A 21991-nucleotide genomic window follows, 5' to 3' on the forward strand; every position below is an offset into this window, starting at 1 on the left:
CTTGCAGGTTAGCTCCCCGGACGCAGCAGGTGGGCGAAGCCGGCCCGCTCCAGGCGCTGGGCCACCCCCGCCCGGTCGGTGCCCAGGGCGGCCGCCGTCTCGTCGAGGTTCCAGTCGTGGGCGTACAGCGTCGACAGCAGGTGGCCGCGGCGGGTCTGGGCGGCGGAGAGGCGCAGCGTCGTGAGGTACGCGATGCGGCCCTCGGCGTCGGTGATCGCCTCGCCGACGTGGTTGTCGACGTCGAGCGCATAGGGCGGGACGAGGCGCGCGAGCGTGTACGGGCCGAGGGCCCGCACCCGGTGCGGCACCACGCGGCTCTGCAGGAGACCGCCGGCCATCAGGTCGTGGAACCGGCCCCACTCGTCGCGGGCGCGCGCCACCTCGCTCCGCAGGTCGTCCACAGTGGACACCTTGGACGCCTCCAGCCGCGGCGTGAAGTCCTGCACCGGTGGGAACAGGTGGGCGTACTGGAACAGCGGCTCGCCGTACATGTCCTGCAGCAGCGTCGGGTGCAGCAGGCGGTAGTCGTCGGGGTGCGGCGTGACGAACACCCCGGCCAGCGCGTCGGCCAGGTACAGCGCGACGCCGCACTGCCGCGGGTGCAGCTCGAAGACGCGCAGCGCGTCGTCGAGCCCGGCGATCTCGGTGCCCTTGTAGGCGGCGTCCGCCCGTGGGCTGAGGCCGCGGCCGACGGTCGCGTTGGTCCACTCGCGCCAGGCGATCGGCGGCCGGCCCGACTGCAGCGTCAGGTACCCCTCGGCGGCCACCGGCAGCGGCAGGAACCGCGGCCGGCGGCGGCGCGAGCGCACCTCCATGCCGGTCGGCGGCCCGCCGCCGAGCTGCGTGCCGTAGGCCGCCGTCGTCGACAGCACGAACGCGTGCGGCAGGTACTGGCACTCGCAGTCCACTTCGGACAGCTCGCGGTGCAGCCGCAGCCCCGGCACCGGCTGGTCGCGCAGCAGCGGCACCAGCCGGACCGCGCCCCACACTTGGGCCGGCGCCGGGGTGAGCCCGGTCAGCACGCCGTTCATCGCTGCAGGAACCTTTCTACGCGGGCGGCCAGGTGCGCGCGCAGGTCGCCGAGCGACGCCGTGCCGGCGCCGAACCGGGCCAGCTCGACGAGCGCCGCCGCGTCCTCCGCGTCGCGCACCCCGACCGTGGGAACCTCGGGCGCGAGCCGCCGCACGTCGAAGGTCTCGCTGTCGTACACCGGGTTCAGGTGCACCACCTCCGTGCCGCCGTCCCGGTCGAGCCGCTCCCGCCACACCCGCAGCACCTCGGCGGCGAGCCCGGGCGGCGCGTTGTCCCACCCGTCGGAGACGATGACGAGCCGGTCCGGGCGCATGGCGAGCCCGTCGAGGATCCGCTCCCCGAGCCGCGTCGGCCCGGCCGCCCGGACCAGGAGCGGATCTCCGCGGTGGTTGATCCAGCAGGAGTTGTACTGCGGGGAGAGCGCCTCCAGCAGGTAGTGCGTCCCGAGCGCGACCCCGAGGGGCCGCTGCCGCTTGACGGCCGACCCGCTGGACGAGTAGCTGTCGTCGAGCACGCCCACGACGCTCCCCCAGGTGCCGGCCTGCGCCCCGGCGGCCCGCCGCGCCTGCTGCCGCAGGGCCTCGGTGAGCTCGTCCCGCCGCCGGCGCCGCTCGTCGTGCCCGAGCGACAGCACGTACGACGCGAGCCGGGTGAGCGTCGCCGCGCCGAGGTCGGCGTCCAGCCGCATCCGCTCGCGTGCGGTCAGCTTCGCCCTGATCCCGGCGAGGAACCGCTGCCGGTCGATGCCATGCTTGGCCGCGAACCCTTCGGCGACGGTGTACGGCAGCTCGTACACGGCCCGCTGGTCGTAGTGCGCCTTGCGCCACGCCTCGAGGATCGGCGTGCGGTACCGCTGGACGCTGCGCCAGTCGTACAGCACGGCCCCGACCTCGTCCGGCAGCCGCAGGTGCGCATGCCCGGCCGCGGCGGCCAGCCCGCGCCGGTACTTCACCGCGTCGAACGCGAGATCGGGCCGCGCGGCGACCCAGTCACGCACGACGGCCCGCGTGCGGCGGTTGTTCACGCGCTTGGCGCGCAGCTGGAGGATCAGCCGGTACACCCGCTGCGGCGGCAACCGCTGCAGCCGCCGCGCGATGAGCCGCCCCTCGACCCGATCCGCGGCGGCGGTCGTCAGCAGCCCCTCGATGATCCGCGCGGCGTTGTGGTCGTTGATGTCGAGGGCGAGGGTGGCGGCGTAGAGACCCCGGTAGTTCGTGCGGACGTATTCGTGGAGGAAGTCGAGCGACATCCGCTGCGCGTCGCCGCCAGTGCGGAACTCCCGCTGCGACGTGGCCGCCACGGCCGCGTTGACGAACATGACAAGGTCCTCGCAGGCAACCCGCTCCGCCGCCTCCACCGCGCTGTCCTCTCGTCCTCAGGGCCGGCCGGGGAGTGTGCCGCACGAACTGCGAAGCATCGCTTCAGAGGCGGGTCCGGAAGTCGCACAGAAGTCCCGCGGCCGGCGCCTCAGCGTAGACCGCCCACCTTCCGCGGGCGACGCGGTTTCCGCCGCCGCTGGTCAGTCTGGGATGGTGCTGCCGGTCATCATCGGCTACGACGGCTCCGAGCCGGCCGAACGCGCCATCCGCGAGTCGGCCGCCCTGCTGTCCGCCCACCCGGCCGTGGTGGTGACGGTGTGGGAACCGGGCCGGGCGTACGAGGCGGCCACGCTCCCGATCATGGGCTTCGACATCCCCCCGACCGCGGTCGACTTCCGCGCGGCAACGGAGGCGGAGCTGCGCCTCCGCCAGGCGATGCAGGAGACGGCCCAACGCGGCGCCCAGCTCGCCCGGGAGTCGGGCTACGCGTCGGCGCAGGGCCTGGCCGTGGCGGACGACCTGACGGTGGCCGACACCCTGCTACGGGTGGCCGACGAGCAGAGCGCCCGCGGTCTGGTGGTGGGCCGCCACGGCCACCGCCGCCTGACCGAGGCACTGCTGGGCAGCACCTCAAGCAGACTGATCCACAAGTCCACCCGCCCGGTCCTGGTAGTCGGCCCACCCCCAACCTAGCCAAGACGCCGCCACCCGCACTCGGGTCGCTTCGGGCGACATTTCCGACATTTCACTCGCGACCTGCACTGCTACCCGGGGCAACGGCGGGGACCACCATGATCGATGGCGAGTTACGGCTGTCATGGCAACCAGAACTCTCCATGGATCATGAACGGCATGCGGGTGGACCGGCGTTCGCCGTCGATCCGTGAGGCGGCGAACGCCGCGGAGCATGCCGACGGGCCGGGCACTCGGCTGGGCGGCGGGTCGGTCGGTTGTGCCGGGCTTGGTTCGCGTTACAGCCGCGGGACACCCCCAGCCCGGCCCGGCCGCGTGAGTCGGTTGTGCCGGATCGGTGCGCGACCGGCCCGGGAAATCGCTCGCCGGGCGCACGGGTGGTGGGGCCGGGGTTCGGGGCGGTTGCCGTTACGCCGGGGTCGGGGTCGGGGCGAGCAGGGCGGCGAAGTCGGCCGCGGGCATGATCTGGATGCCCAGCTCCGCCGCCTTCTGGGCCTTCGAGCCGGCGCCCTCGCCCACCACGACCAGGTCGGTGCGCTTCGAGACCGAGCCGGCCGCCCGGCCGCCCAGGCGCTCCACGGCCTCGTTGCCCTCGTCGCGGGTCAGGCCGGGGACCGCGCCCGTCACCACCACCGTCATCGGGGTGCCGTCCTCCTTCTGGAGCGGCAGGCGGGCGGCGCCCGGCTCCGCCGCGGCCGACGGCGGCGGGGACTGGTCGGCGGGCTCGATCAGGTTGACGCCCCGCGCCGACAGGCGGGCGATCAGCGGGGCGATCTCGACCAGCTCGGCGGCGATCATCACGGCGCGCTCGGGGCCCACGCCCTCGACGTGTTGGAGGTCGTCGACCGTGGCGGCCAGCAGGGCGTCCATCGTGCCGAAGTGGCGGGCCAGGCGGCGGGACATCGAGCGGCCCGTCATGCGCACGCCCAGGCCCGTCAGGACGCGCGACAGCGGCTGCTGCCTGGAAGACTGGATGGCGGCCACCAGCTTCGTGGCGGAGAGCTCGCCCATCCGCTCCAGCGCCGCGACCGTGGGGACGTCCAGGTCGTACAGGTCGGCCGGGTCGGTCACATGGCCGGCCGTGACCAGCAGGTCGAGAACCTTGCCGCCCAGGCCCTCGATGTCCATCGAGTGGCGGGCGGCGTAATACGCCAGCGACTCGTGGGCGCCGCAGGCGCGGCCGCGGGTGCAGCGCCAGCGCTTCTGGGTGCGGTCGATCTCGCCGGCGCAGCGGGGGCACACCGACGGGGGCTCGAACGGGACCGAGTCGGCCGGGCGCTCGTCGAGCTTGGCGCCCGTGACCTCGGGGATGACGTCGCCGGCGCGGCGGACGAAGACCGTGTCGCCCGGGCGGACGTTGCGGCGGACCAGGTCGTCGAAGTTGTGCAGAGTGGCCGACGTGACGATGACGCCGCTGATCTGGACCGGCTCGAGCACGGCGACCGGGGTGATGACGCCGGTGCGGCCGATCTGGACCTCGATGCGCAGCAGCCTGGTGGTGCGGGTGTCGGCGGGGAACTTGTAGGCGATGCCCCAGCGCGGTGCGCGGCTGGAGAAGCCGGCGGCGGCGCGGTCGGCGGGCTGGTCGGCCTTGATCACGGCGCCGTCGATGCCGAAGCCCAGGGTGCCGCGGGCGGCGTTGAGGGCCTGTACGGCGGCGAGGACCTCGTCGACAGTGGCGCACACGGGCATGCCGGTGGGCGAGCCGGCGGTGGTGGCGACGCCGAGGCGGGCGATCTCGGCCATCTCGGCCGAGTGGGCGTCCTCGCCGCGGCCGTGGACGGCGTAGGCCAGGAAGGACAGCGGCGCGTCATAGGTGCGGTCCTGGGCGCGCAGCGTGCCGGCGGCGGCGCTGCGCGGGTGGGCGAAGGCGGGCTCGCCGGACGCGATGCGCATGCCGTTGGCGACCTCGAAGTCGGTGTCGGTCATGAAGACCTCGCCGCGGATCTCCAGCGTCACCGGCTCGGCCAGCCGCTCGGGCAGGCCGACGGCCCGGCGGGCCTGGGCGGTGACGTCCTCGCCGGCGCGGCCGTCGCCGCGGGTGGCGACCTGGACGAGGCGGCCCTCGACATAGCGCGCTGCGATGGCCAGGCCGTCGATCTTCGGCTCCACCGTGTAGCCGGCGGCGGGGCGGCCGAGCAGCCGGTCGAGCCGGGCCGCCCAGCGGGCCAGGGTCTCCTCGTCGAAGACGTTGTCGAGGCTCAGCATCGGCGTGCTGTGGACGACGTCGCCGACGACCCCGCCGCCGGCCGCGACGACCTCGGTCGGCGACTCGTCGACCTTCCACTCGGGGTGCTCGGCCTCGGTGGCGGCCACGCGGGCCATCAGCGCGTCATAGACCGCGTCGTCCATGGCGAGCTCGGCGCCGCCGTAATACAACGCCGCGGCGGCCCGGATCTCCGAGACGGCCGCGCGGTACTCCTCCACCGATCCGAACATGCCCCGCAGCCTAGCCACCAGGTACGACAGTTTTCCGCGGCGCCACGAAGAGACTTTGCGCCGAACGCCCGATTCGTCCGGACAAATCAGACAACGCGGTATCTGCCAGGCCGATGCCGTCCGGCGAGATCGACGTCGCGGACTCCAGGCAGACCCACTCGCCGTCGGGATGCCGCGCCAGGTGCACGGTCAGGTCGGCGTTCACGAAGAGGAACCGCGAGAAGTCCAGCACGTTGGAGATCCCGTTGCCCGAGTCCGCCGCCACCAGGACGCGCACCAACGGCGAGGGCGACTCCCCCGCCACCAGCGGCACCCGCATGCGGAACCAGGCCGTCGACGGACCGAGCGCCAGGAACGACCCCGAGGAGAACCGCACCTCCATCGCCCGGTGGTATCCGATGTCATACGGCACGTCGAAGAACGGCTGCTCAAGAGCCCCCTCGAACGAGGGCCCGGGAGCACCGATCGAGGGCGCGACGGAAGGCGCGGTCCGCATCAGCACCGCCGTGCACCGCATGAAAGGTTCCACGGCCGCCGACAGCACCGTCACGCTGCGCCCCGACCGCACCACGGACGTCGTCACGGTCAGCGGCGCGACCGGCACCGGCCGCGCGATCTCGTACGTCATCCGGACGACCCGCAGGCCAGGCGGCGCGGCCTCCTCGACGGCCCGGCCGAGCAGCGCCGCCGGCGGGCCCGCATGCTGGGACGCTGCGTCCCACGGGCCGCGCGTGTACTCGGTAGACTCGAACCGGTCCGCGGCGACCTGCTCATAGAAAGCCACGGCCGGATTCTAGAGTGGCGGGCATGGCGACGACGATCGGTGATGTGGCACGACAGGCGGGAGTCTCCCCGAGCACCGTGTCGTATGTCCTGAGCGGCAAGCGGACCATCTCCGAGGAGACCCGCCAGCGGGTGCTCGCCGCCATCGAGGTCCTCGGCTACCACCCGCACGCCGGTGCGCGGGCCCTGGCCAGCAACCGCTCCAACGTCGTCGCGCTCATCATGCCGCTCTACACGGGCCTGTATGTCCCGGTCCTCATGCAGTTCGTCATCTCCGTCGTGACGGCCGCCCGCCGGTTCGACCACGACGTGCTGCTGCTGACCCAGGACGAGGGCGAGAAGGGCCTGGAGCGGGTCGCCGCGAGCTCCCTCGCCGACGCGCTCATCGTCATGGACGTCGAGCTGCACGACCGGCGCCTGCCCCGGCTGCGCACCCTGGGCCGCCCGTCGGTGCTCATCGGGTTCCCGGCCGACGCGTCCGGGCTGACCTGCATCGACCTCGACTTCGCGGCGGCCGGCGCGGCGTGCGTCGACCACCTCGCCGACCTCGGCCACGACTGCGTGGCCCTGGTGGGTTCGCCGCCGGAGGTGTATGAGCGGGAGCTGGGCTTCGCCAGCCGGACCGCCGCCGGGTTCACCGAGGCGCTGCTGCGGCGCGGCCTGCGGGGCGCGACGGTGCCCTGCGAGCCGACCCCGGCCGCCGCCCTGGAGACCGTGAAGAGCCTGCTCGACCGGCACCCCGACCTGACCGGCGTGGTGGTGCACAACGAGGAGACGGTGGCCCCGCTGCTGGAGGCCTTCGCGGCGGTGGGCCGGAAGGTGCCCGGCGACGTGTCGGTGGTGGCGATCTGCCCCGACGACGTGGCCGAGCGGGTCAAGCCGCGGGTGACGTCGGTGAGCATCCCGGCCGAGGAGCTGGGCCGCCGCGCGGTCGAGCTGGTGGTCGCCAAGCTCGACGGCACCGCGGTCCCGGAGGCGACCCTGCTGGCCCCGACGCTGACGGAGCGCGACAGCGCCGCCGGGGCCCGTCCCACAACCGGGTCCCGGCGGCGCCGCTGAGAGACCGACGCGCCGAACGTCGGTCCCTTAGCGCAACGCGAAGGTGGCCAGCCGCACGGGCCCGCCGAAGACCAGATACACGTCGTGCCGCCCGGTGGCGCGGGCCAGCGCGCCGGTGACGGTCGTGTACGCGTACGGGTCGCCGGTGGAGGGCACCGTCAACGTGGCCAGCACGGGTCCGGTTCGAGGGTTGTCCAGCCGGACCTGTACCGTCGTCGCCGCGCCGGGGTTGGCGAAGCGGCCCGAGAACGAAGCGGGACCGCCGCGCAGGTCAGTATCGGCGTAGCGGACCCACTGCCCGCCGGCCGAGGCCCCGACGGACGTGCCTGCCGCCTTCGAGAAGTCGACGAGCGTGATCCCGCTGTACGAGTCGAAGTTCTGCGCCGAGGTCGTCGAACGCAGGTCGCGCGGCGGGATCGTCTCACCCCGCACGCGCAGCGTTCCACGAGCACGGATGTCGGACGACGAGGCGCCGACCAGGATGTCGTGCGTCGCGTCCTCGACCACCCAGCGGTCCCGCGTGACGTCCCAGAACCGGAAGTCGGAAGGGTCGACGGAGAACGTGACCCGACGGGTCTGCCCGGGCGCCAGGTGTACCTTCTGGAACCCGCGCAGCTGCTTGAGCGGCTGCTCGACGCGCGAGGTGCGCTGGTGGGTGTAGAGCTGCACCACCTCGTCACCGGCCCGCGCCCCGGTGTTGGTGACGTCCACCGAGACGGTCGAGCGGCCGACCGACAGCCGTCCATAGTGGAACGTGGTGTACGACAACCCGTACCCGATCGGGTACAGCGGCTGCCCGGTGAAGTACTGGTAGGTCCGGTCCGACCCGATGATGTCGTAGTCGGTGATCGACGGCAGGTCCGCGGCCGACCGGTACCACGTCTGCGTCAGCCGCCCGGACGGGTTGACGTCGCCGAACAGCACGTCCGCCAGCGCATGCCCGGTCTCCTGCCCGGCGTGGCTGGTCCACAGCAGCGCCGGCACGTTGGCCTGCTCCCAGTTCAGCGCCGTCGGGTAGCTGTTCTCGACGACCACGACGGTGTTCGGGTTGGCCTGCCGTACCGCGCGGACCAGCGCCGCCTGCCCCTCGGCGAGCGACAGGTCGGTGCGGTCGTGGTCCTCGCGGCCGTTGATGAAGGGCATGCTGCCCACGACGACGACCGCCGCGTCGGCCCCGGTGGCCGCCGCGACCGCATCGCCGACCCCGCTACGAACGACGGAGCGGGTGAAGGCGGTCGCCTCGGCGGCAGTGGCCGCGCCGAGGTTCAGCGTGCCGTCGGCCTGCACCACGACGTACGGGTTGTGGTACGAGGGCGCCCAGTCGAACGCCGACTCGTAGCCCACGTAGCGCAGCACGGTGGCGCCGTCCGCACGGGTCTCCAGCTTGAACTGCTGCTGCACGAACCACCCGTTCGGCTGCGCCTGGTCGTTCGCGAAGCCGGACCAGTTGTAGCCCACCGTCTTGCCGTTGGCCACGCTGCGCAGGGTCACGACGCCCGCACCCCAGTCGAAGACGTCGAACTGTGCGGTGGCGTCGGCAGCGGTACCGTTGGCCGCCAGCATGGCCCCGGAGGCGCCACTGCCACCCGTCACGTAGCGGCCGCTGGACGTCTCGCGCAGCGCGATGCGGTCGACGCCCTCGCTGGAGCGCACCGTTCCCGAGGTGCCGAGCCGCTCGGCGATCCCCTGCCGTGGCGTGACCTGGTACGGCATGTTCCCGCCGTACCAGTCGCTGTAGAGCGTGTCGGCGAGCGGCCCGACGACCGCGACGGTCTTCGGCGCCCGCAGCGGCAGGACGCCGGTGTTCTTCAGCAGCACCATCGACTCCGCCGCCGCCTCCCGGGCCAGCCGGGCGTTGGCCGCCGCATCGGCGGTCACGGCCGCGTACGGGCCGCCGTCCGGGTCGAACTCGCCCAGCCGGAAGCGCAGCGACAGGCTCTGCTTGACGGCGTCGTCGATGTCGGCGGCGGTCAGCAGCCCCTGGTCGAGCGCGGCGTGGATGGCGTCGACGGTACCGGCCGCGTTGGTGCCGTCCTGCGTGAAGCTGTTGATGCCGGCCTTGACGGCGGCCGCGTTCGCCTCGGCCTGGGTGGCGTAGTACTGCTGCGAGGCGGTGAGGTTACCGGGCGCGAACGCGTCGCTGGGGTTGAACAGCGGCCGGTCCGTCCATTGCCGGATGCTGTCGAGGTCGGGCGAGACGGTGCTCGGCCGTCCGTTGACCAGGTTGTACCCCGGCATCACGCCGGTGGCCGCGTTCGCCTGCAACGGGATGCGGAACGGCACCTCGTCGTACTCGTGCAGCACCCGCGGCGGCACGAATGCCGACGTCGTGTCGCGGCGCACCTCGTTGTTGTAGGCGAGGTAGTGCTTGAGCGTGGGAGCCGTCTTGAGGTACCGCGGATCATCGCCCTGTAACCCGGTGCCGTAGGCGACGGCGAGCTCGCCGGTGAGCAGCGGGTCCTCGCTGTAGCCCTCCTCGTTGCGCCCCCAGCGCGGGTCGCGGAGCAGGTTCACCACCGGCGCCCAGACGTTGAGTCCCCAGACGTCGGGGTTCTGGCGGTGGTACTGGCGGGCCTCGTCGCCGACGGCGGAGCCGACCCGGCGCACGAGGCCCGGGTCCCAGCTGCTGGCCAGCCCGACGGCCTGCGGGAACTGGGTGGCGGTGGCGGTGACGACGTTGCCGTTGTCGTGGTAGTCGTTGGACCAGGCGAGGCCGTGCAGGGCCTCGGTGCCGGACTTGAAGAGCCTGATGCCCAGCCGTGGGATGGCCGGCTGGTACTGGTGCAGCAGCGAGATCTTCTCGTCGAGCGTCAGCCGGCCGGCGAGGTCGTCGACCCGGGCCTGCAACGGCAGCCGCGGGTTCTGGAACGGGTACTCGTAGGCCGGCGGCGCGACCACCGCCGGCGGTGCGAGCGCCAGCACGATGGCCGCGACGAGCACGGGTGGAGCCATCCTTGCCTCCCTGCGGGGTTCAGCGGAGGTGCACGGTGACTTGCTCGGTGCCGGGTTCCGCGTCGATGAGGACCCCGGCGGGGTCCGGAGTGAGCCGGCCGGCGCCGACAGCCGCCACCGCGACGACGCCGGCCAGCTGCACCCGCCAGGCGCTCGGAGTGCTCCCGCCACTCCTGCGCACCTCGACGGTCGTGCCGGTCCGCTGCACCGTGAAGGTGGCATCGGGCCGGCCCTGGGCGGTCGGGATGTCGACGGTGCAGCGGGCGCCGTCGGGCAGCTCGAACACGCGCAGGGTCACGCCGTCGGCGTATGGGTAGTCGGGGCGGTCGTCCACCGCGCCGAACGGGACGACCGAGCCGGGACGGGCGAGCACCGGCAGGTCGCCGAGCGCGTACCGGCGGCGGACCCAGCCCGGCCCGGCCAGCACCTCGCCGGAGCGCAGGTCGGTCCAGCGCCCCCCGGGCAGGTAGAACGCGGTGTCGCCGTCGGCGCTGAAGACCGGCGCGACGAGGATCGACTCGCCCAGCATGTACTGGCGGTCGAGGTGCCCGCAGGACGGGTCGTCGGGGAACTCCAGGGCCATCGGCCGCATCACCGGCAGCCCGTCGCGGTGGGCGGTGACGGCGGCGCCGAAGAGGTACGGCATGAGCCGCGCCTTGAGCCGGGTGTACTCGGCGACGGTCGCGACGGCGGCGTCGCCGAAGAGCCACGGCACCCGGTACGAGCCGGCGCCGTGCAGCCGGCTGTGCGAGGAGAGCAGGCCGAACTGGGCCCAGCGGGTGAACACCACCGGGTCCGGGGTGCCCTCGAAGCCGCCGATGTCGTGGCTCCAGAACCCGAAGCCGGACAGCGCGAGGGACAGCCCGCCGCGCAGGCTCTCGGCCATCGACTCGAACGACGACTCGCAGTCGCCGCCCCAGTGCACCGGGAACTGCTGCCCGCCGGCGGTCGCGGAGCGGGCGAAGACGACCGCGTCGCCCTCGCCACGGTGCTCCTGCAGCAGCTCGAAGACGGCCTCGTTGTACAGGTGGGTGTAGTAGTTGTGCATCCGCAGCGGGTCGGAGCCGTCGGCCCACTCGACCTCGACCGGGATCCGCTCGCCGAAGTCGGACTTGAAGCAGTCGACGCCCGTGTCGAGCAGCGCCCGCAGCCGGTCCTGGAACCAGCGCTTCGCGTCCGGGTTGGTGAAGTCGACCAGGCCCATCCCGGCCTGCCAGCGGTCCCACTGCCAGACGTCGCCGCCCGGGGTGCGGACCAGGTACCCCTTCGCCGCGCCCTCGGCGAACATGGCCGAGCGCTGCGCGATGTACGGGTTGATCCACAGGCAGATCCGCAGCCCGCGGGCCTTCAGGCGGGCCAGCATGCCGGCCGGGTCGGGGAACGTCGCCGGGTCCCACTCGAAGTCGCACCAGTGGAACTCGCGCATCCAGAACGTGTCGAAGTGGAACACCGACACGGGCAGGTCGCGCGCCGCCATGCCGTCGAGCATCGACGTCACCGTGCCCTCGTCGTACGGGGTGGTGAACGACGTCGACAGCCACAGGCCGAACGACCAGGCCGGGGGCAGCGCCGGGCGGCCGGTGAGCGCCGTGTACTTGCGCAGCACGTCCCGCGGGGTCGGGCCGTAGATCACGAGGTACTCCAGGACCTGCCCGGGCACCGAGAACTGCACCCGCGACACGGCCTCGGAGCCGACCTCGAACGACACCGGCCCGGGGTCGGCGACGAAGACGCCGTAGCCCGCGCTGGAGACGTAGAACGGGACGTTCTTGTAGGCCTGCTCGCTGCTGGTGCCGCCGTCGGCGTTCCACACGTCGACGGTCTGGCCGTTCTTGACGAACGGGCCGAACCGCTCGCCGAGGCCGTAGATCGTCTCGCCGACGCCCAGGCTGAGCTGCTCGCGCAGGAACTCGCCGTCGGCGGTGTGCAGCGCCGCGGCGGCCTTCGGGACGCTCGCCGTGAGCACCTTGCCGGCGGCGACGAACTCCAGCCGGAACCGGTCGCCGAGCGAGAACCGCGCGCCGAGGGCGCCGGAGGTGAACGTCACCGACTCCTCGTCGCGGGTCACCTTCGGGTCGGCTGCCGGGTCGGCGTCGATGCGGAACCGCGGACCGCGGGCCCGGCCGCCGGTGTGCCGGCTGATCCGGACCGCCACGACGTCGGGCGCCGGGGCGGTGCAGTCGACGGTGAACAGCGGCGTGTTCAGGGTGTCGCCGCGGTCGGTGATCCGCTTCGTCGGCGCGTAGACCGACAGCCGCTCGGCACTGACGGCGACGTCGCGGACGTGAACCGGGTATAGGGCCTCGACGCCGGGCCGCAGCTGCCAGTACCCGTCGGTGAACTTCATGCACGCTCCATCGGGTTGCGCATTTACTTGACCGCCCCCGCCATGACCCCGCGGGTGAGGGTCCGCTGGAAGACGAGGAAGAAGAGGACCGCGGGCGCGATGCCGAGCAGCGCCGAGGCGCTGGTCGTGGTCGCGTCCATCATGCGTTCGCCCTGCAGCACGCCCAGGGCGACCGGCACGGTCTGGTGCTCGTTGGAGATCAGGAAGATGAGCGGGATGAACAGCTCGTTCCAGGTCCAGACGAAGAAGAACGTGAACAGGACGCCGAGCGTGGGCCGGCTGACCGGCACGACGACCTTCCACAGGGTGCGCAGCCGCCCGGCGCCGTCCATCGCCGCAGCGTCGAGCAGCTCGGTCGGGAACGACGCGAGCACCGACGACAGCAGGAACGTGCCGAACGCGCTCTGGATCGCGGTGAAGATGACGATCACCGCGAACTCGGTGTCGTACAGGTCGACGAGCTTCGCCAGGTAGTACAGCGGGTAGACCAGGCTCTCCTGCGGCACCAGGTTGGCGACGAGGAACGCGGCCAGGAAGAAGTTGCGCCCGCGGACCCGCCCGATGCCGAGCGCATAGGCGTTGAGCATCGAGAACACCACGGCCAGCACCGCGACCGTGCCGCTGATGACCGCGCTGTTGAGCAGCTTGCGGCTGAAGTCGACGCGCTGCCAGAAGTCGGCGACGCCGCTGAGGTGCAGGCCGTCGGGCAGCGCCAGCGGGCCGTTGGTGCTGTACTCCGCCGGCGACTTGACCGCGTTGAGCACGACCAGCAGGAACGGCGCGAGCACGAGCAGCACGACCACGACGAGGACGCCGAGCACGATCCAGCGCCCGGGCCGGATCGGAGGTCTCGACTGCTTCGGCGCCGGCCGGTCTACAGCGATGGCGGTCACAGAGCATCACCCCGCCGCTGTACGCGCAGGAAGACGAACGTCAGCGCCACGATCACGACCGTGAGGACGGTCGAGATGGCCGAGCCGTAGCCGACGTTGGCCCGCTCGAAGTAGTTCTGGTACGCGAAGTACGACGGGACGAGCGTCGCGTTGCCCGGGCCGCCCCGGGTCAGCACGAAGATCTGCCCGAAGATCTTGAGCGCGGCGATCGTCGTGGTGATGAGCACGACGTAGATCTCCGGCCGGATCTGGTGGATCGCGATCCGGGTGAACCGCTGCCACCAGCCGGCGCCGTCGAGGTCGGCCGCCTCGTAGAGCTCCGGGTCGACCCGCTGGAGGCCGGACATGAACATGACGACCGGGTAGCCGAGCTGCACCCAGACCATCACGGCCATGACGGTGTAGAGGGCGTACCGCTCGTCGCCGAGCCAGTTGCGGCTGAGCGAGCCGAGCCCGATCGTGTCGAGGGTCGAGTTCAGCGCGCCGTAGCCGGGGTGCAGGATCCAGCCCCAGACGATGCCGGTCACCGCGAGCGGCAGCACCTGCGGCAGGTACAGGCCGGAGCGCAGCGCCCGGGCGACGCGCGGGCCGAGCCGCGGCGCGACGTAGTCGAACAGCAGCGCCGCCAGGAACAGCCCGAGCAGGGTCGGCACCACCGCCATGGCGACGACGAGGAACGCGATGTTGCGGAACGACGCCCAGAAGTTCTCGTCGTGCAGCAGCCGGTCGTAGTTGGCCAGCCCGGCCCACTGGGGGTCCCCGACCCCGGTCCACTTCGTGAAGCTCGTGCCGACCGTGACGAGCACGGGACCGGCGATGACGAGCGTGCACAGCAGCAGACCGGGGATCAGGAACGGCCAGTACCCCTTGCGTGTCATCCGCCCACGTTCGCCCGGTTGTCGTTGTATGGCTTGGCGATCTCGTCGAGCACCTGCTCCGGCTTGGCCGAGCCGTTGATGAGCTTCTGGACGCCCGCGACGAGCACGTCGTAGTACCCGGGAGCCGGCCAGTCGGGGTAGAACGCGATGCCGTCGTCCTTGACCACCTGGTCGAAGTTCTGGATCAGCTCCTTGCTCTTGGCGTCGGTGATCGCCGAGGCGTCGGCCGCCACCGGGATGCCGCCGGAGTTGCCGAGCAGGTTCTGGATCTCCGGCTTCATCGTGATGTCGATGAAGTCGTACGCCAGCTGCTTGTTCTTCGCCTTGGCCGGTACGACCCACAGGTTGCCGCTGGAGCCCGGGTGCAGCTTGTTGCCCGGGAACAGGAACGTGCCCCACTGGAACGAGGTGGCCTCCTTGACCACCCGGCCGTACCACCAGGAGCCGGACACCATGATCGGGAACTTGCCGGACAGGAACGCCTGGCCCATGTCCTCGGCCTTGACGCCGGCCGAGTTCTTGTCGATGTAGCCCTTGCTCACCCAGTCGGCGAACGTGTTCGCGGCGTAGGTGAACTCCGGCCCCTTGAAGTCGATCTTGTTCTTGTACAGCTGGAAGTCCTCGACCCACTTGCGGTCGGCCTTCGACAGGGCGAGCAGGTAGAAGATCTGCTGGGCCGGGTACTCCGCGCCGCCCACGGACAGCGGCGCGACCCCGTTCTGCTTGAAGGTCGCCATCGCCGTCTCGAGGTCGGCAAGGGTCTTCGGGACCTGCACGTTGTACTTCGCGAAGAGGTCCTTGTTGTAGTACGCCATGACGAACTCGCCGTAGTTGGGCACGCCGTACCACTTGCCGCCGCCCATGATGCCGCGCTCGTCGTAGCGGGCCGTGGTGGCCAGGCTCGGGCTGAGCGCCTTGGCCCAGCCGCGCGACTCGGCCTCGGCGCTGATGTCGGTGAGCAGCCCCTGCTTCGACAGCAGGCCGGCGCTCGCGTTGCCCTTGTTGTACTCCATGACGTCGGGCGCGTCGTTGGAGTTGAGGATCATGTTGGCGCTCTGCCGGATCTGCTCGAAGCCCTTCTCCTCGAACACGACCTCGACGCCGGGGTGGGAGGCCTTGAACTGCTCGATCGCCTTGGCCCAGGCGACGCCCATGGCGCTGTTCGCGCCCTCGTAGTGCCACAGCTTGAGGGTCTTGCCGTCGCCGCCGGCCTCGTCGTCGCCGCCGCACGCGACGAGCGCGGGACTCACGAGGGCTACGACGGCCGCCGCGGCGGCGGCGGATCTGCGCAGGCTGCTGAACACGTCTACTCCGTGTCTGCTCGCTGGGGTGTGCATGTGGGTGTGCCGGCCATTGACTCCGCCAGCAGGCGGTATCGCCGGCGGGGGTGGCGCCGGTTGGTTCAGAACGCTGTCGAAGCGCTTCGACAATGAAGCTACGAAACCACGCCGCCGCATGTCAACAGCCCCTGAAGAGACAACCGGAAGACAACCTTGGACGTCGACGGTGGCCGATTCAAGCGCTTCGACACTGTGGGCTGCTCAGGCGGCGGCGGAGCGTGAAACTTACCCGGCCGCGGTGAGCGCGAGTTGCAGGGCGAGACGCTCGTCGGGGTCTTCGAGCCGCTCGCCGAAGAGATCACGCAGCTTCTTCATCCGGTACCGAACGGTCTGCGGATGGGTGTGCAGCGCCGCCGCGGCCGGGATCACCTGGCCCTGGGCCCGCAGCCAGGCGAGCAGGGTGGCCGCGAGCGGGCGCCGGGTCCCGGGCGGCAGCGCGGCGAGCGGCGCGAGGACGTGCTCGGCCAGCCGGTCGGCGACGCCGGGCTCCCAGGCGAGCATGAGCGGCACGAGGTGGTCGTCGCAGGCCAGCACGCCGTCGGGGAGGCGGCCGGCCTGCTGGAGGTCGAGGGCGCGGCGCGAGATCCGGTACGACGTCCGCGCCTGCCGCAGCGGCACCACGGGCCCGACCGCCGCGCGGCGCCCGGTGAGCCCGCGGCTGGGCACCACGAGGCTGGGCGGCGTCGGCGCCGCGGCCTTTGCGGGCGCCGCGGCCAGTCCGGGCCTTGCCGGCGCCGCGGGCGTCCCGGCCTTCGCGGGCGCCGCGAGCGGGCCGGCCTTCGCGGACCGTCCGGGCGGCGGCGGCTGTGCGGGCGTCACGATCCGGGTGGCGCCGTCGATCACCGTGGCGATGGCGCCGCCGCCGATGGCGCTGGCCAGGTGGTCGGCGTCGGTGCCCTCGGCGCTGATCACGGCGACCGCCAGGGGCAGCGGCCAGCGGGCCGCCTCGGCCGCCGCGTGCAGCGCCGCGTCGGCCGGCGGGCCGGGCTGGACCAGCAGCGTGATGAGGCGGCGGCGGACCGTGGCCCAGTCGTGGGCGGCGTCGCGCTGCTCGTCGAGGTAGCCCTCCGCCGCGGCGCCGGCCAGCGCGTCCACGTAGCCGAACAGCGCGGCCGCCGTCCCGTACAGCTCGTCCGGGGTCAGCGGGCCCGGCCGCTCGACGAGCCAGGACCAGATGGCCTGGGTGCCGACGACCAGGATCGAGCGCAGGGCGTCGACGCGGTGGCCTTCGCGGTACTCCGTGCGGCCGAGCTCGGTGAAGACCCTCCGCGTCGCCGCGAGCTCGGCCTCTCCCGCACCGGCGACGAGCGCGGCGACCGCGGTCTCGACACCGAGCGCGAGGCCGTGGCCCTGCCCGCCCGTGAGCGAGCGGCCCTGGCCGCGCATCGCTTCACGGACGACCGCCAGCACCCGCCCCTGCAACCCCGGCTGCAGGGCCCGGAGCTGGTCGGCCGATCGACGCGACAACACGTACGACACCTTCTTTTGTCATGGCGATGACAAGATCCCGCCGGAATTCTGTGTCCGGCTCCACGATTTTGGCATGCCGGTGCGCCTAGCCTGGGGGCCATGGATGCGGATGTGATCGTGGTCGGTGCGGGGCTCGCGGGACTGGTCGCGGCGGCCGAGGCGGCCGACGCCGGCCGGCGGGTGATCGTGCTCGACCAGGAGCCCGAGCAGAGCCTCGGCGGCCAGGCGTTCTGGTCGTTCGGCGGGCTGTTCCTCGTCGACTCGCCCGAGCAGCGCCGGATGGGCATCCGCGACTCCGTCGAGCTGGCCTGGCAGGACTGGCTCGGCAGCGCCCAGTTCGACCGGCCCGAGGACGAGTGGCCGCGCCGCTGGGCCGAGGCGTACGTGAACTTCGCCGCCGGCGAGAAGCGCGCGTGGCTGCGCGCGATGGGCCACCGGGTGTTCCCGGTCGTCGGGTGGGCCGAGCGCGGCGGCGGCCCGGCCGACGGCCACGGCAACTCGGTCCCCCGCTTCCACATCACGTGGGGCACCGGCCCGGGCGTCGTCGAGCCGTTCGCCCGCCGGGTGCTCGCCAGCGACCGCGTGCAGCTGCGCTTCCGGCACCGCGTCGACGCCCTGGAGCCGGGCGGCGTGGTCCGCGGCACGATCCTGGAGCCGAGCACCGTCCTGCGTGGACAGTCCAGCTCCCGCACCGCCGTCGGCGAGTTCGAGCTGTCGGCGTCCGCCGTCATCGTCACCTCGGGCGGCATCGGCGGCGACCACGACCTGGTCCGCAAGGCCTGGCCGGCCCGCCTGGGCACCCCGCCGGAGCGCATGGTCGCCGGCGTGCCGGCCCACGTCGACGGCCGCATGCTCGCCATCACCGAACGCGCCGGCGGCCAGATCATCAACCCCGACCGGATGTGGCACTACACCGAGGGCCTGCAGAACTGGGACCCGATCTGGCCGAACCACGGCATCCGCATCCTGCCCGGCCCGTCGTCGCTGTGGCTGGACGCCGAGGGCCGCCGGCTGCCCGCTCCCCTGTTCCCCGGCTTCGACACCCTGGGCACGCTCAAGCACCTCATGGCGACGGGGTACGACTACAGCTGGTTCATCCTGACCCAGAAGATCATCGAGAAGGAGTTCGCGCTCTCCGGCTCCGAGCAGAACCCGGACCTCACCAACCGCAGCGTCCGCCAGGTCCTCCAGCGGGTCCGCCCGGGCGCCCCGGCCCCGGTGGAGGCGTTCAAGCGCAACGGCGCCGACTTCGTGGTGGCACCGACCGTCCCGTCGCTCGTCGACGGCATGAACAAGCTGGCGGGCTCGTCACTGCTCGACGCGGCGGCGGTGACGCGGGTGATCGAGGCCCGCGACCGCGAGCTGACCAACCCGTTCGCGAAGGACGCCCAGATCACGGCGATCCGCGGCGCCCGGGCGTACCGCGGCGACAAGCTGATCCGCGTCGCCACCCCACACCGCCTGCTGGACCCGAAGGCGGGCCCGCTGATCGCGGTACGGCTGAACATCCTGACCCGCAAGACCCTGGGCGGCCTGCACACCGACCTGTCCGGCCGCGTCCTGCAACCGTCGGGCGAGCCGCTGCCGGGCGTCTACGCGGCGGGCGAGGTGGCCGGCTTCGGCGGCGGCGGCATGCACGGGTACAACTCCCTCGAGGGCACGTTCCTGGGCGGCTGCCTGTTCTCGGGCCGGGTGGCCGGCCGCGCCGCCGCAGCCGAGGTCGCCTAGCGGCGCCGCACCGGCTGCAGGACCGCGATCCTGCAGCCGGTGCGAGACATCGTCGGGGTTCAGGAGGTGTGCAGGCGCGCGGTGCCGGACTCGACGGTGTAGGAGGCGGTCGTGGTCACCGGGGACTCGCGGACCTCGATGGAGTCGACGGTGCGGGCGTCGGTGCGCCACGCGTGCCGGTCGACGGTGCAGCGCAGGTAGCCGCGGCGGGAGCCGTCGAAGTACCGCACGTGCGGGTTCAGCGTCGGGTTGAGCGCCTTGAGCGGGCCGTCGAACGCGATCGGGAAGTCCGACGAGATCGACGTCGCCGTGAACTCCACGGCCACCGGCGCCTGCTCCAGGCGGTCCGGGTCGACCCGCAGCTCGCTCATCCACGTCGAGTGGATGTCGCCGGCCAGCACCACCGGGTTGCGGACCTGGGCGGCGACCAGGTGCTGCAGCAGCCGGGCCCGCTGCGGCGCGTACCCGTCCCACTGGTCGAGGTTGGCCAGGATCGCCGGCAGGCCGCCGGTCGGGTTCGGCAGCTGGATGCGGCTCATCATGACCTGCTGCGCGATCACGTTCCAGCGGGCCGGCGAGCGGTCCAGGCCGGCCAGCAGCCAGCGCTCCTGGTCCTCGCCGGTGAGCGTGCCGGTGGTGTTGGCCAGGCCGGCCTGCGGCAGGCCGAAGTCGCTCGGGAAGCCGCCGGGCTGGTCGGTGCGGTACTGCCGGGTGTCGAGCACGTTGATCCGGGCCAGCCGGCCGAAGTCGAACCGGCGGAAGATGCGCAGGTCGGCGCTGCCCGGCTTGAGGTTCGCGCGGATCGGCATGTGCTCGTAGTACGCCTGGTAGGCCGCGGCGCGCTGCCGGGCGAACTCGGCCGGCGTCTGCCGCTGCGCGCCCGTGTCGTCGATCTCGTCCGTCAGCGCCGCGTAGTTGTTCTCGGTCTCGTGGTCGTCCCAGGTGACGACCCACGGGAAGGCGGCGTGCGCGGCCTGGAGCGCGGGATCGGTCTTGTACTGCGCGTGCCGGTTGCGGTAGTCGTCCAGCGTCACCAGCTGGTCCAGGCCGGGCGTCGCCGGGCTGGTGTGGTTGCGGTCGGCGAAGCGGCTGTGCGGGTCGTACTCGTAGATGTAGTCGCCGAGGTGCAGCACGACGTCGAGGTCCTCGCCGGCCAGGTGGCGGTAGGCGGGCCAGTAGCCGTTCTGGAGGTCCTGGCAGTTGACGATGCCGAAGCGCAGCGCGCCGCCGTCGGCCCACGGCGCCGGGGCGGTCTTCGTACGACCGGCCGGGCTGAGCGCGCCCTTCGCCCGGAAGCGGTAGAAGTACTCCCGGCCGGGCTGCAGGCCGCGCGCGTCGACGTGGACCGAGTGGGCGAGCTCCGGCCGGGCGATCGTCTCGCCGCTGCGGACGACCTTGCGGAACCGCTCGTCGAGGGCGACCTGCCAGTCGACCTCCACGGGCCGGCGACTGTCGGTGAGCAGGCGGGTCCACAGGATGACGCTGTCGGGCAGCGGGTCGCCGCTGGCGACGCCGAGCCCGAACGGCGACGTGCCGTGGGCGTCGGCAATGGAGGCGGGCAGCAGCGCGGCGCCGGTGGCGACCGCCGCACCCGCGAGGACGTGCCGTCGAGTCAGCATGGGGCTCACCCTGCCGCTCGTAGTCGAACACTGCGCGAACGTTCGCTTAGCTACGCACGTGGATCTTCTCGCGCAGCCGGTCGCGGACCCGCAGCCGCCCGGCCGTCGTCGTGCAGCACAGATCGTCGCCGAGCTGCGCGTAGGGCGTCACGAGCCCGTCGCGCAGCAGCGGCAGCACGGACCGCCGCTTGCGGACGAGCACGACCACGGCCAGCGCGAGATAGACGATCGACAACCCGATGCGCTCCTTCCCGTGGAGATCCGGCGGTACCACGGCCGCGAGCACGAACTGGGCACCGAACAGCACGAGCAGCGTCGCGGCGGCGCGCAGGCTCAGGGTCAGTCCGGCCAGCAGGCTGATCGCCAGCACCGACTGCGCCGCCGTGAGCAGCAGCTCCTCGCGCTGGGCCGGCTCGATCGGCAGTCCCGAGGTACCGCCGCTGGACACCGCGAAGACGACCGGCAACGTCCCGACGAGCAGCGTCCACTGGTTGACCTTGCTCGACACGAGCGCGCCGAGCGCCTCGGTGGTGTGCAGCCGCCAGGCGTACAGCCCGGCGACGAGCAGCTCCGGCGCCTCGGAGGCGAGCGGCGCGATCCACTGCACCAGCAGGAACTCGCTGACCCCGAGCTCGGCCCCGGTCTCGACGAGCGACTCGGCGAACCGCTCCGCGCTGAGCAGGATCACCCCGGCCGCGGCGACGAAGAGCCCGATGACGGTCGCCCGGCGCGGCTTCTTCGCCATCGCGCCGACCCACGCCGCCGGCCCGATGAGGTCGGGGTCGCCGGCGGGCGCGCGGCTGACCCGCCAGCTGTACGCGATGAAGACCGCGAGCAGCACGGCCGTGTCGAGCAGCGTGAGGGTCCGCTTGAAGGGCAGGATGAGGCAGTACAGCGAGGCGACGGTGAGGAAGGCGAGCGGCACGGCGTCGGCCCGCTGCAGCCGGATGCCGCCCCGCCCGCTGCGCCGCCAGGCGATGAGGACGACCAGCGCCCACCCGACGCCGACGAGGATGCGGTTGGCCCCGGTCATGTTCGCGAGCGCCAGCGAGCAGGCGGACGTGCTCTCGTCGGCCGCCTTGCAGGCAACCCCGTGCTCGGCCGCGGCCGCACCGCCCCGCCAGGTGAACACGAAGTCGACCGCGTACTCGGGCAGCACCGCGATGAGCGCCAGCACCGCGACGGCGAGCCCGGCGGACACGTCGACCTGCGCCGCCTCCGCCGCCCAGGCGAGCAGGAAGGCGGACCCGACGATCGCGACCCCGAACACCACCGCCGCGACGGGCGCCGCGGGCTCCCACCCGGAGAGCGCGGCGACGACTCCCGGGAGGGTGGCGGCGAGCGCCAGGAGGCCGGACAGCGGGGGTCTGCGCATGGGAGCGGACTCTACCGCCGCCGCCGCGTTGCCGTCTTGTCGTGGAATCCGCCGAAACGGCGGC

Annotated in this window: 15 protein-coding genes; 3 read left to right on the forward strand and 12 right to left on the reverse strand. The window is 72.5% G+C overall.

Features of this window, described 5'->3' with window-relative positions:
• Positions 1-8: 8 nt before the first annotated feature.
• Positions 9-1031: a hypothetical protein gene (locus ABZS66_RS28610; RefSeq protein ID WP_354762902.1), complete on the reverse strand. Its 1023-nt coding sequence runs from the start codon at positions 1029-1031 to the stop codon at positions 9-11.
• Positions 1028-2350 (reverse strand): hypothetical protein, encoded by a 1323-nt coding sequence (locus tag ABZS66_RS28615; RefSeq protein WP_354762904.1) that lies wholly within the window; start codon positions 2348-2350, stop codon positions 1028-1030. The genes ABZS66_RS28610 and ABZS66_RS28615 overlap by 4 nt, the downstream gene beginning before the upstream one ends.
• Before the next feature lie 211 nt (positions 2351-2561).
• Here ABZS66_RS28615 and ABZS66_RS28620 point away from each other — a divergent pair, with 211 nt between their 5' ends.
• Complete coding sequence (locus ABZS66_RS28620; RefSeq protein ID WP_354762906.1) at positions 2562-3044, forward strand: universal stress protein; 483 nt, start codon at positions 2562-2564, stop codon at positions 3042-3044.
• Between the two features lie 408 nt (positions 3045-3452).
• Here the strand turns inward: ABZS66_RS28620 and ligA are convergent, their stop codons facing one another.
• Both ligA and ABZS66_RS28630 read right to left on the reverse strand, forming a co-directional pair.
• A complete protein-coding gene (gene ligA / locus ABZS66_RS28625; RefSeq protein ID WP_354762908.1) occupies positions 3453-5483 on the reverse strand; it encodes an NAD-dependent DNA ligase LigA in 2031 nt (676 codons plus the stop codon).
• A gap of 10 nt (positions 5484-5493) precedes the next feature.
• On the reverse strand, positions 5494-6267 hold the full coding sequence (locus ABZS66_RS28630) for a thioesterase family protein (protein WP_354762910.1): 774 nt from the start codon (positions 6265-6267) through the stop codon (positions 5494-5496).
• Positions 6268-6290: 23 nt separating this feature from the next.
• On the opposite strand from ABZS66_RS28630, the gene ABZS66_RS28635 reads away from it, so the two are divergent.
• Positions 6291-7325: a LacI family DNA-binding transcriptional regulator gene (locus ABZS66_RS28635; RefSeq protein WP_354762912.1), complete on the forward strand. Its 1035-nt coding sequence runs from the start codon at positions 6291-6293 to the stop codon at positions 7323-7325.
• 27 nt (positions 7326-7352) lie between these two features.
• Here ABZS66_RS28635 and ABZS66_RS28640 read toward each other — a convergent pair whose 3' ends face one another.
• The 6 genes from ABZS66_RS28640 to ABZS66_RS28665 form a co-directional block, all read right to left on the reverse strand.
• The gene (locus ABZS66_RS28640) at positions 7353-10277 is read right to left on the reverse strand and encodes a glycoside hydrolase family 3 C-terminal domain-containing protein (protein WP_354762914.1); all 2925 of its coding nucleotides are present in this window, start codon (positions 10275-10277) and stop codon (positions 7353-7355) included.
• A 19-nt stretch (positions 10278-10296) separates the two neighbouring features.
• On the reverse strand, positions 10297-12624 hold the full coding sequence (gene yicI, locus ABZS66_RS28645) for an alpha-xylosidase (RefSeq protein ID WP_354762916.1): 2328 nt from the start codon (positions 12622-12624) through the stop codon (positions 10297-10299).
• 23 nt (positions 12625-12647) lie between these two features.
• Positions 12648-13517 (reverse strand): carbohydrate ABC transporter permease, encoded by an 870-nt coding sequence (locus tag ABZS66_RS28650; protein WP_354762918.1) that lies wholly within the window; start codon positions 13515-13517, stop codon positions 12648-12650.
• A complete protein-coding gene (locus ABZS66_RS28655) occupies positions 13514-14395 on the reverse strand; it encodes a sugar ABC transporter permease (RefSeq protein ID WP_354762920.1) in 882 nt (293 codons plus the stop codon). Before ABZS66_RS28655 ends, ABZS66_RS28650 begins: the two co-directional genes overlap by 4 nt.
• The gene (locus tag ABZS66_RS28660; protein ID WP_354762922.1) at positions 14392-15699 is read right to left on the reverse strand and encodes an extracellular solute-binding protein; all 1308 of its coding nucleotides are present in this window, start codon (positions 15697-15699) and stop codon (positions 14392-14394) included. Before ABZS66_RS28660 ends, ABZS66_RS28655 begins: the two co-directional genes overlap by 4 nt.
• A 261-nt stretch (positions 15700-15960) precedes the next feature.
• Entirely contained in the window at positions 15961-17205 is a 1245-nt protein-coding gene (locus ABZS66_RS28665; RefSeq protein ID WP_354762924.1) for a helix-turn-helix domain-containing protein, read from the reverse strand.
• A 99-nt stretch (positions 17206-17304) separates the two neighbouring features.
• Here ABZS66_RS28665 and ABZS66_RS28670 point away from each other — a divergent pair, with 99 nt between their 5' ends.
• Entirely contained in the window at positions 17305-18933 is a 1629-nt protein-coding gene (locus tag ABZS66_RS28670) for an FAD-binding dehydrogenase (RefSeq protein ID WP_354762926.1), read from the forward strand.
• A 59-nt stretch (positions 18934-18992) separates the two neighbouring features.
• On the opposite strand, the gene ABZS66_RS28675 is transcribed toward ABZS66_RS28670, so the two are convergent.
• A complete protein-coding gene (locus ABZS66_RS28675) occupies positions 18993-20552 on the reverse strand; it encodes an alkaline phosphatase D family protein (RefSeq protein ID WP_354762927.1) in 1560 nt (519 codons plus the stop codon).
• A 46-nt stretch (positions 20553-20598) separates the two neighbouring features.
• Positions 20599-21927: a sodium:proton exchanger gene (locus tag ABZS66_RS28680; RefSeq protein WP_354762929.1), complete on the reverse strand. Its 1329-nt coding sequence runs from the start codon at positions 21925-21927 to the stop codon at positions 20599-20601.
• Positions 21928-21991 lie beyond the last annotated feature (64 nt).

The sequence above is a fragment of the Dactylosporangium sp. NPDC005572 genome (assembly GCF_040605515.1).
Taxonomy (GTDB): Bacteria; Actinomycetota; Actinomycetes; order Mycobacteriales; family Micromonosporaceae; genus Dactylosporangium.

Bases quoted from the DNA above. Each gene is read 5' to 3' on its own strand.
- ABZS66_RS28610 (WP_354762902.1), bottom strand. From the start codon at position 1,031: ATGAACGGCGTGCTGACCGGGCTCACCCCGGCGCCGGCCCAAGTGTGG.
- ABZS66_RS28615 (WP_354762904.1), bottom strand. From the start codon at position 2,350: ATGTTCGTCAACGCGGCCGTGGCGGCCACGTCGCAGCGGGAGTTCCGC.
- ABZS66_RS28620 (WP_354762906.1), top strand. From the start codon at position 2,562: ATGGTGCTGCCGGTCATCATCGGCTACGACGGCTCCGAGCCGGCCGAA.
- ligA (WP_354762908.1), bottom strand. From the start codon at position 5,483: ATGTTCGGATCGGTGGAGGAGTACCGCGCGGCCGTCTCGGAGATCCGG.
- ABZS66_RS28635 (WP_354762912.1), top strand. From the start codon at position 6,291: ATGGCGACGACGATCGGTGATGTGGCACGACAGGCGGGAGTCTCCCCG.
- ABZS66_RS28640 (WP_354762914.1), bottom strand. From the start codon at position 10,277: ATGGCTCCACCCGTGCTCGTCGCGGCCATCGTGCTGGCGCTCGCACCG.
- yicI (WP_354762916.1), bottom strand. From the start codon at position 12,624: ATGAAGTTCACCGACGGGTACTGGCAGCTGCGGCCCGGCGTCGAGGCC.
- ABZS66_RS28655 (WP_354762920.1), bottom strand. From the start codon at position 14,395: ATGACACGCAAGGGGTACTGGCCGTTCCTGATCCCCGGTCTGCTGCTG.
- ABZS66_RS28670 (WP_354762926.1), top strand. From the start codon at position 17,305: ATGGATGCGGATGTGATCGTGGTCGGTGCGGGGCTCGCGGGACTGGTC.
- ABZS66_RS28675 (WP_354762927.1), bottom strand. From the start codon at position 20,552: ATGCTGACTCGACGGCACGTCCTCGCGGGTGCGGCGGTCGCCACCGGC.
- ABZS66_RS28680 (WP_354762929.1), bottom strand. From the start codon at position 21,927: ATGCGCAGACCCCCGCTGTCCGGCCTCCTGGCGCTCGCCGCCACCCTC.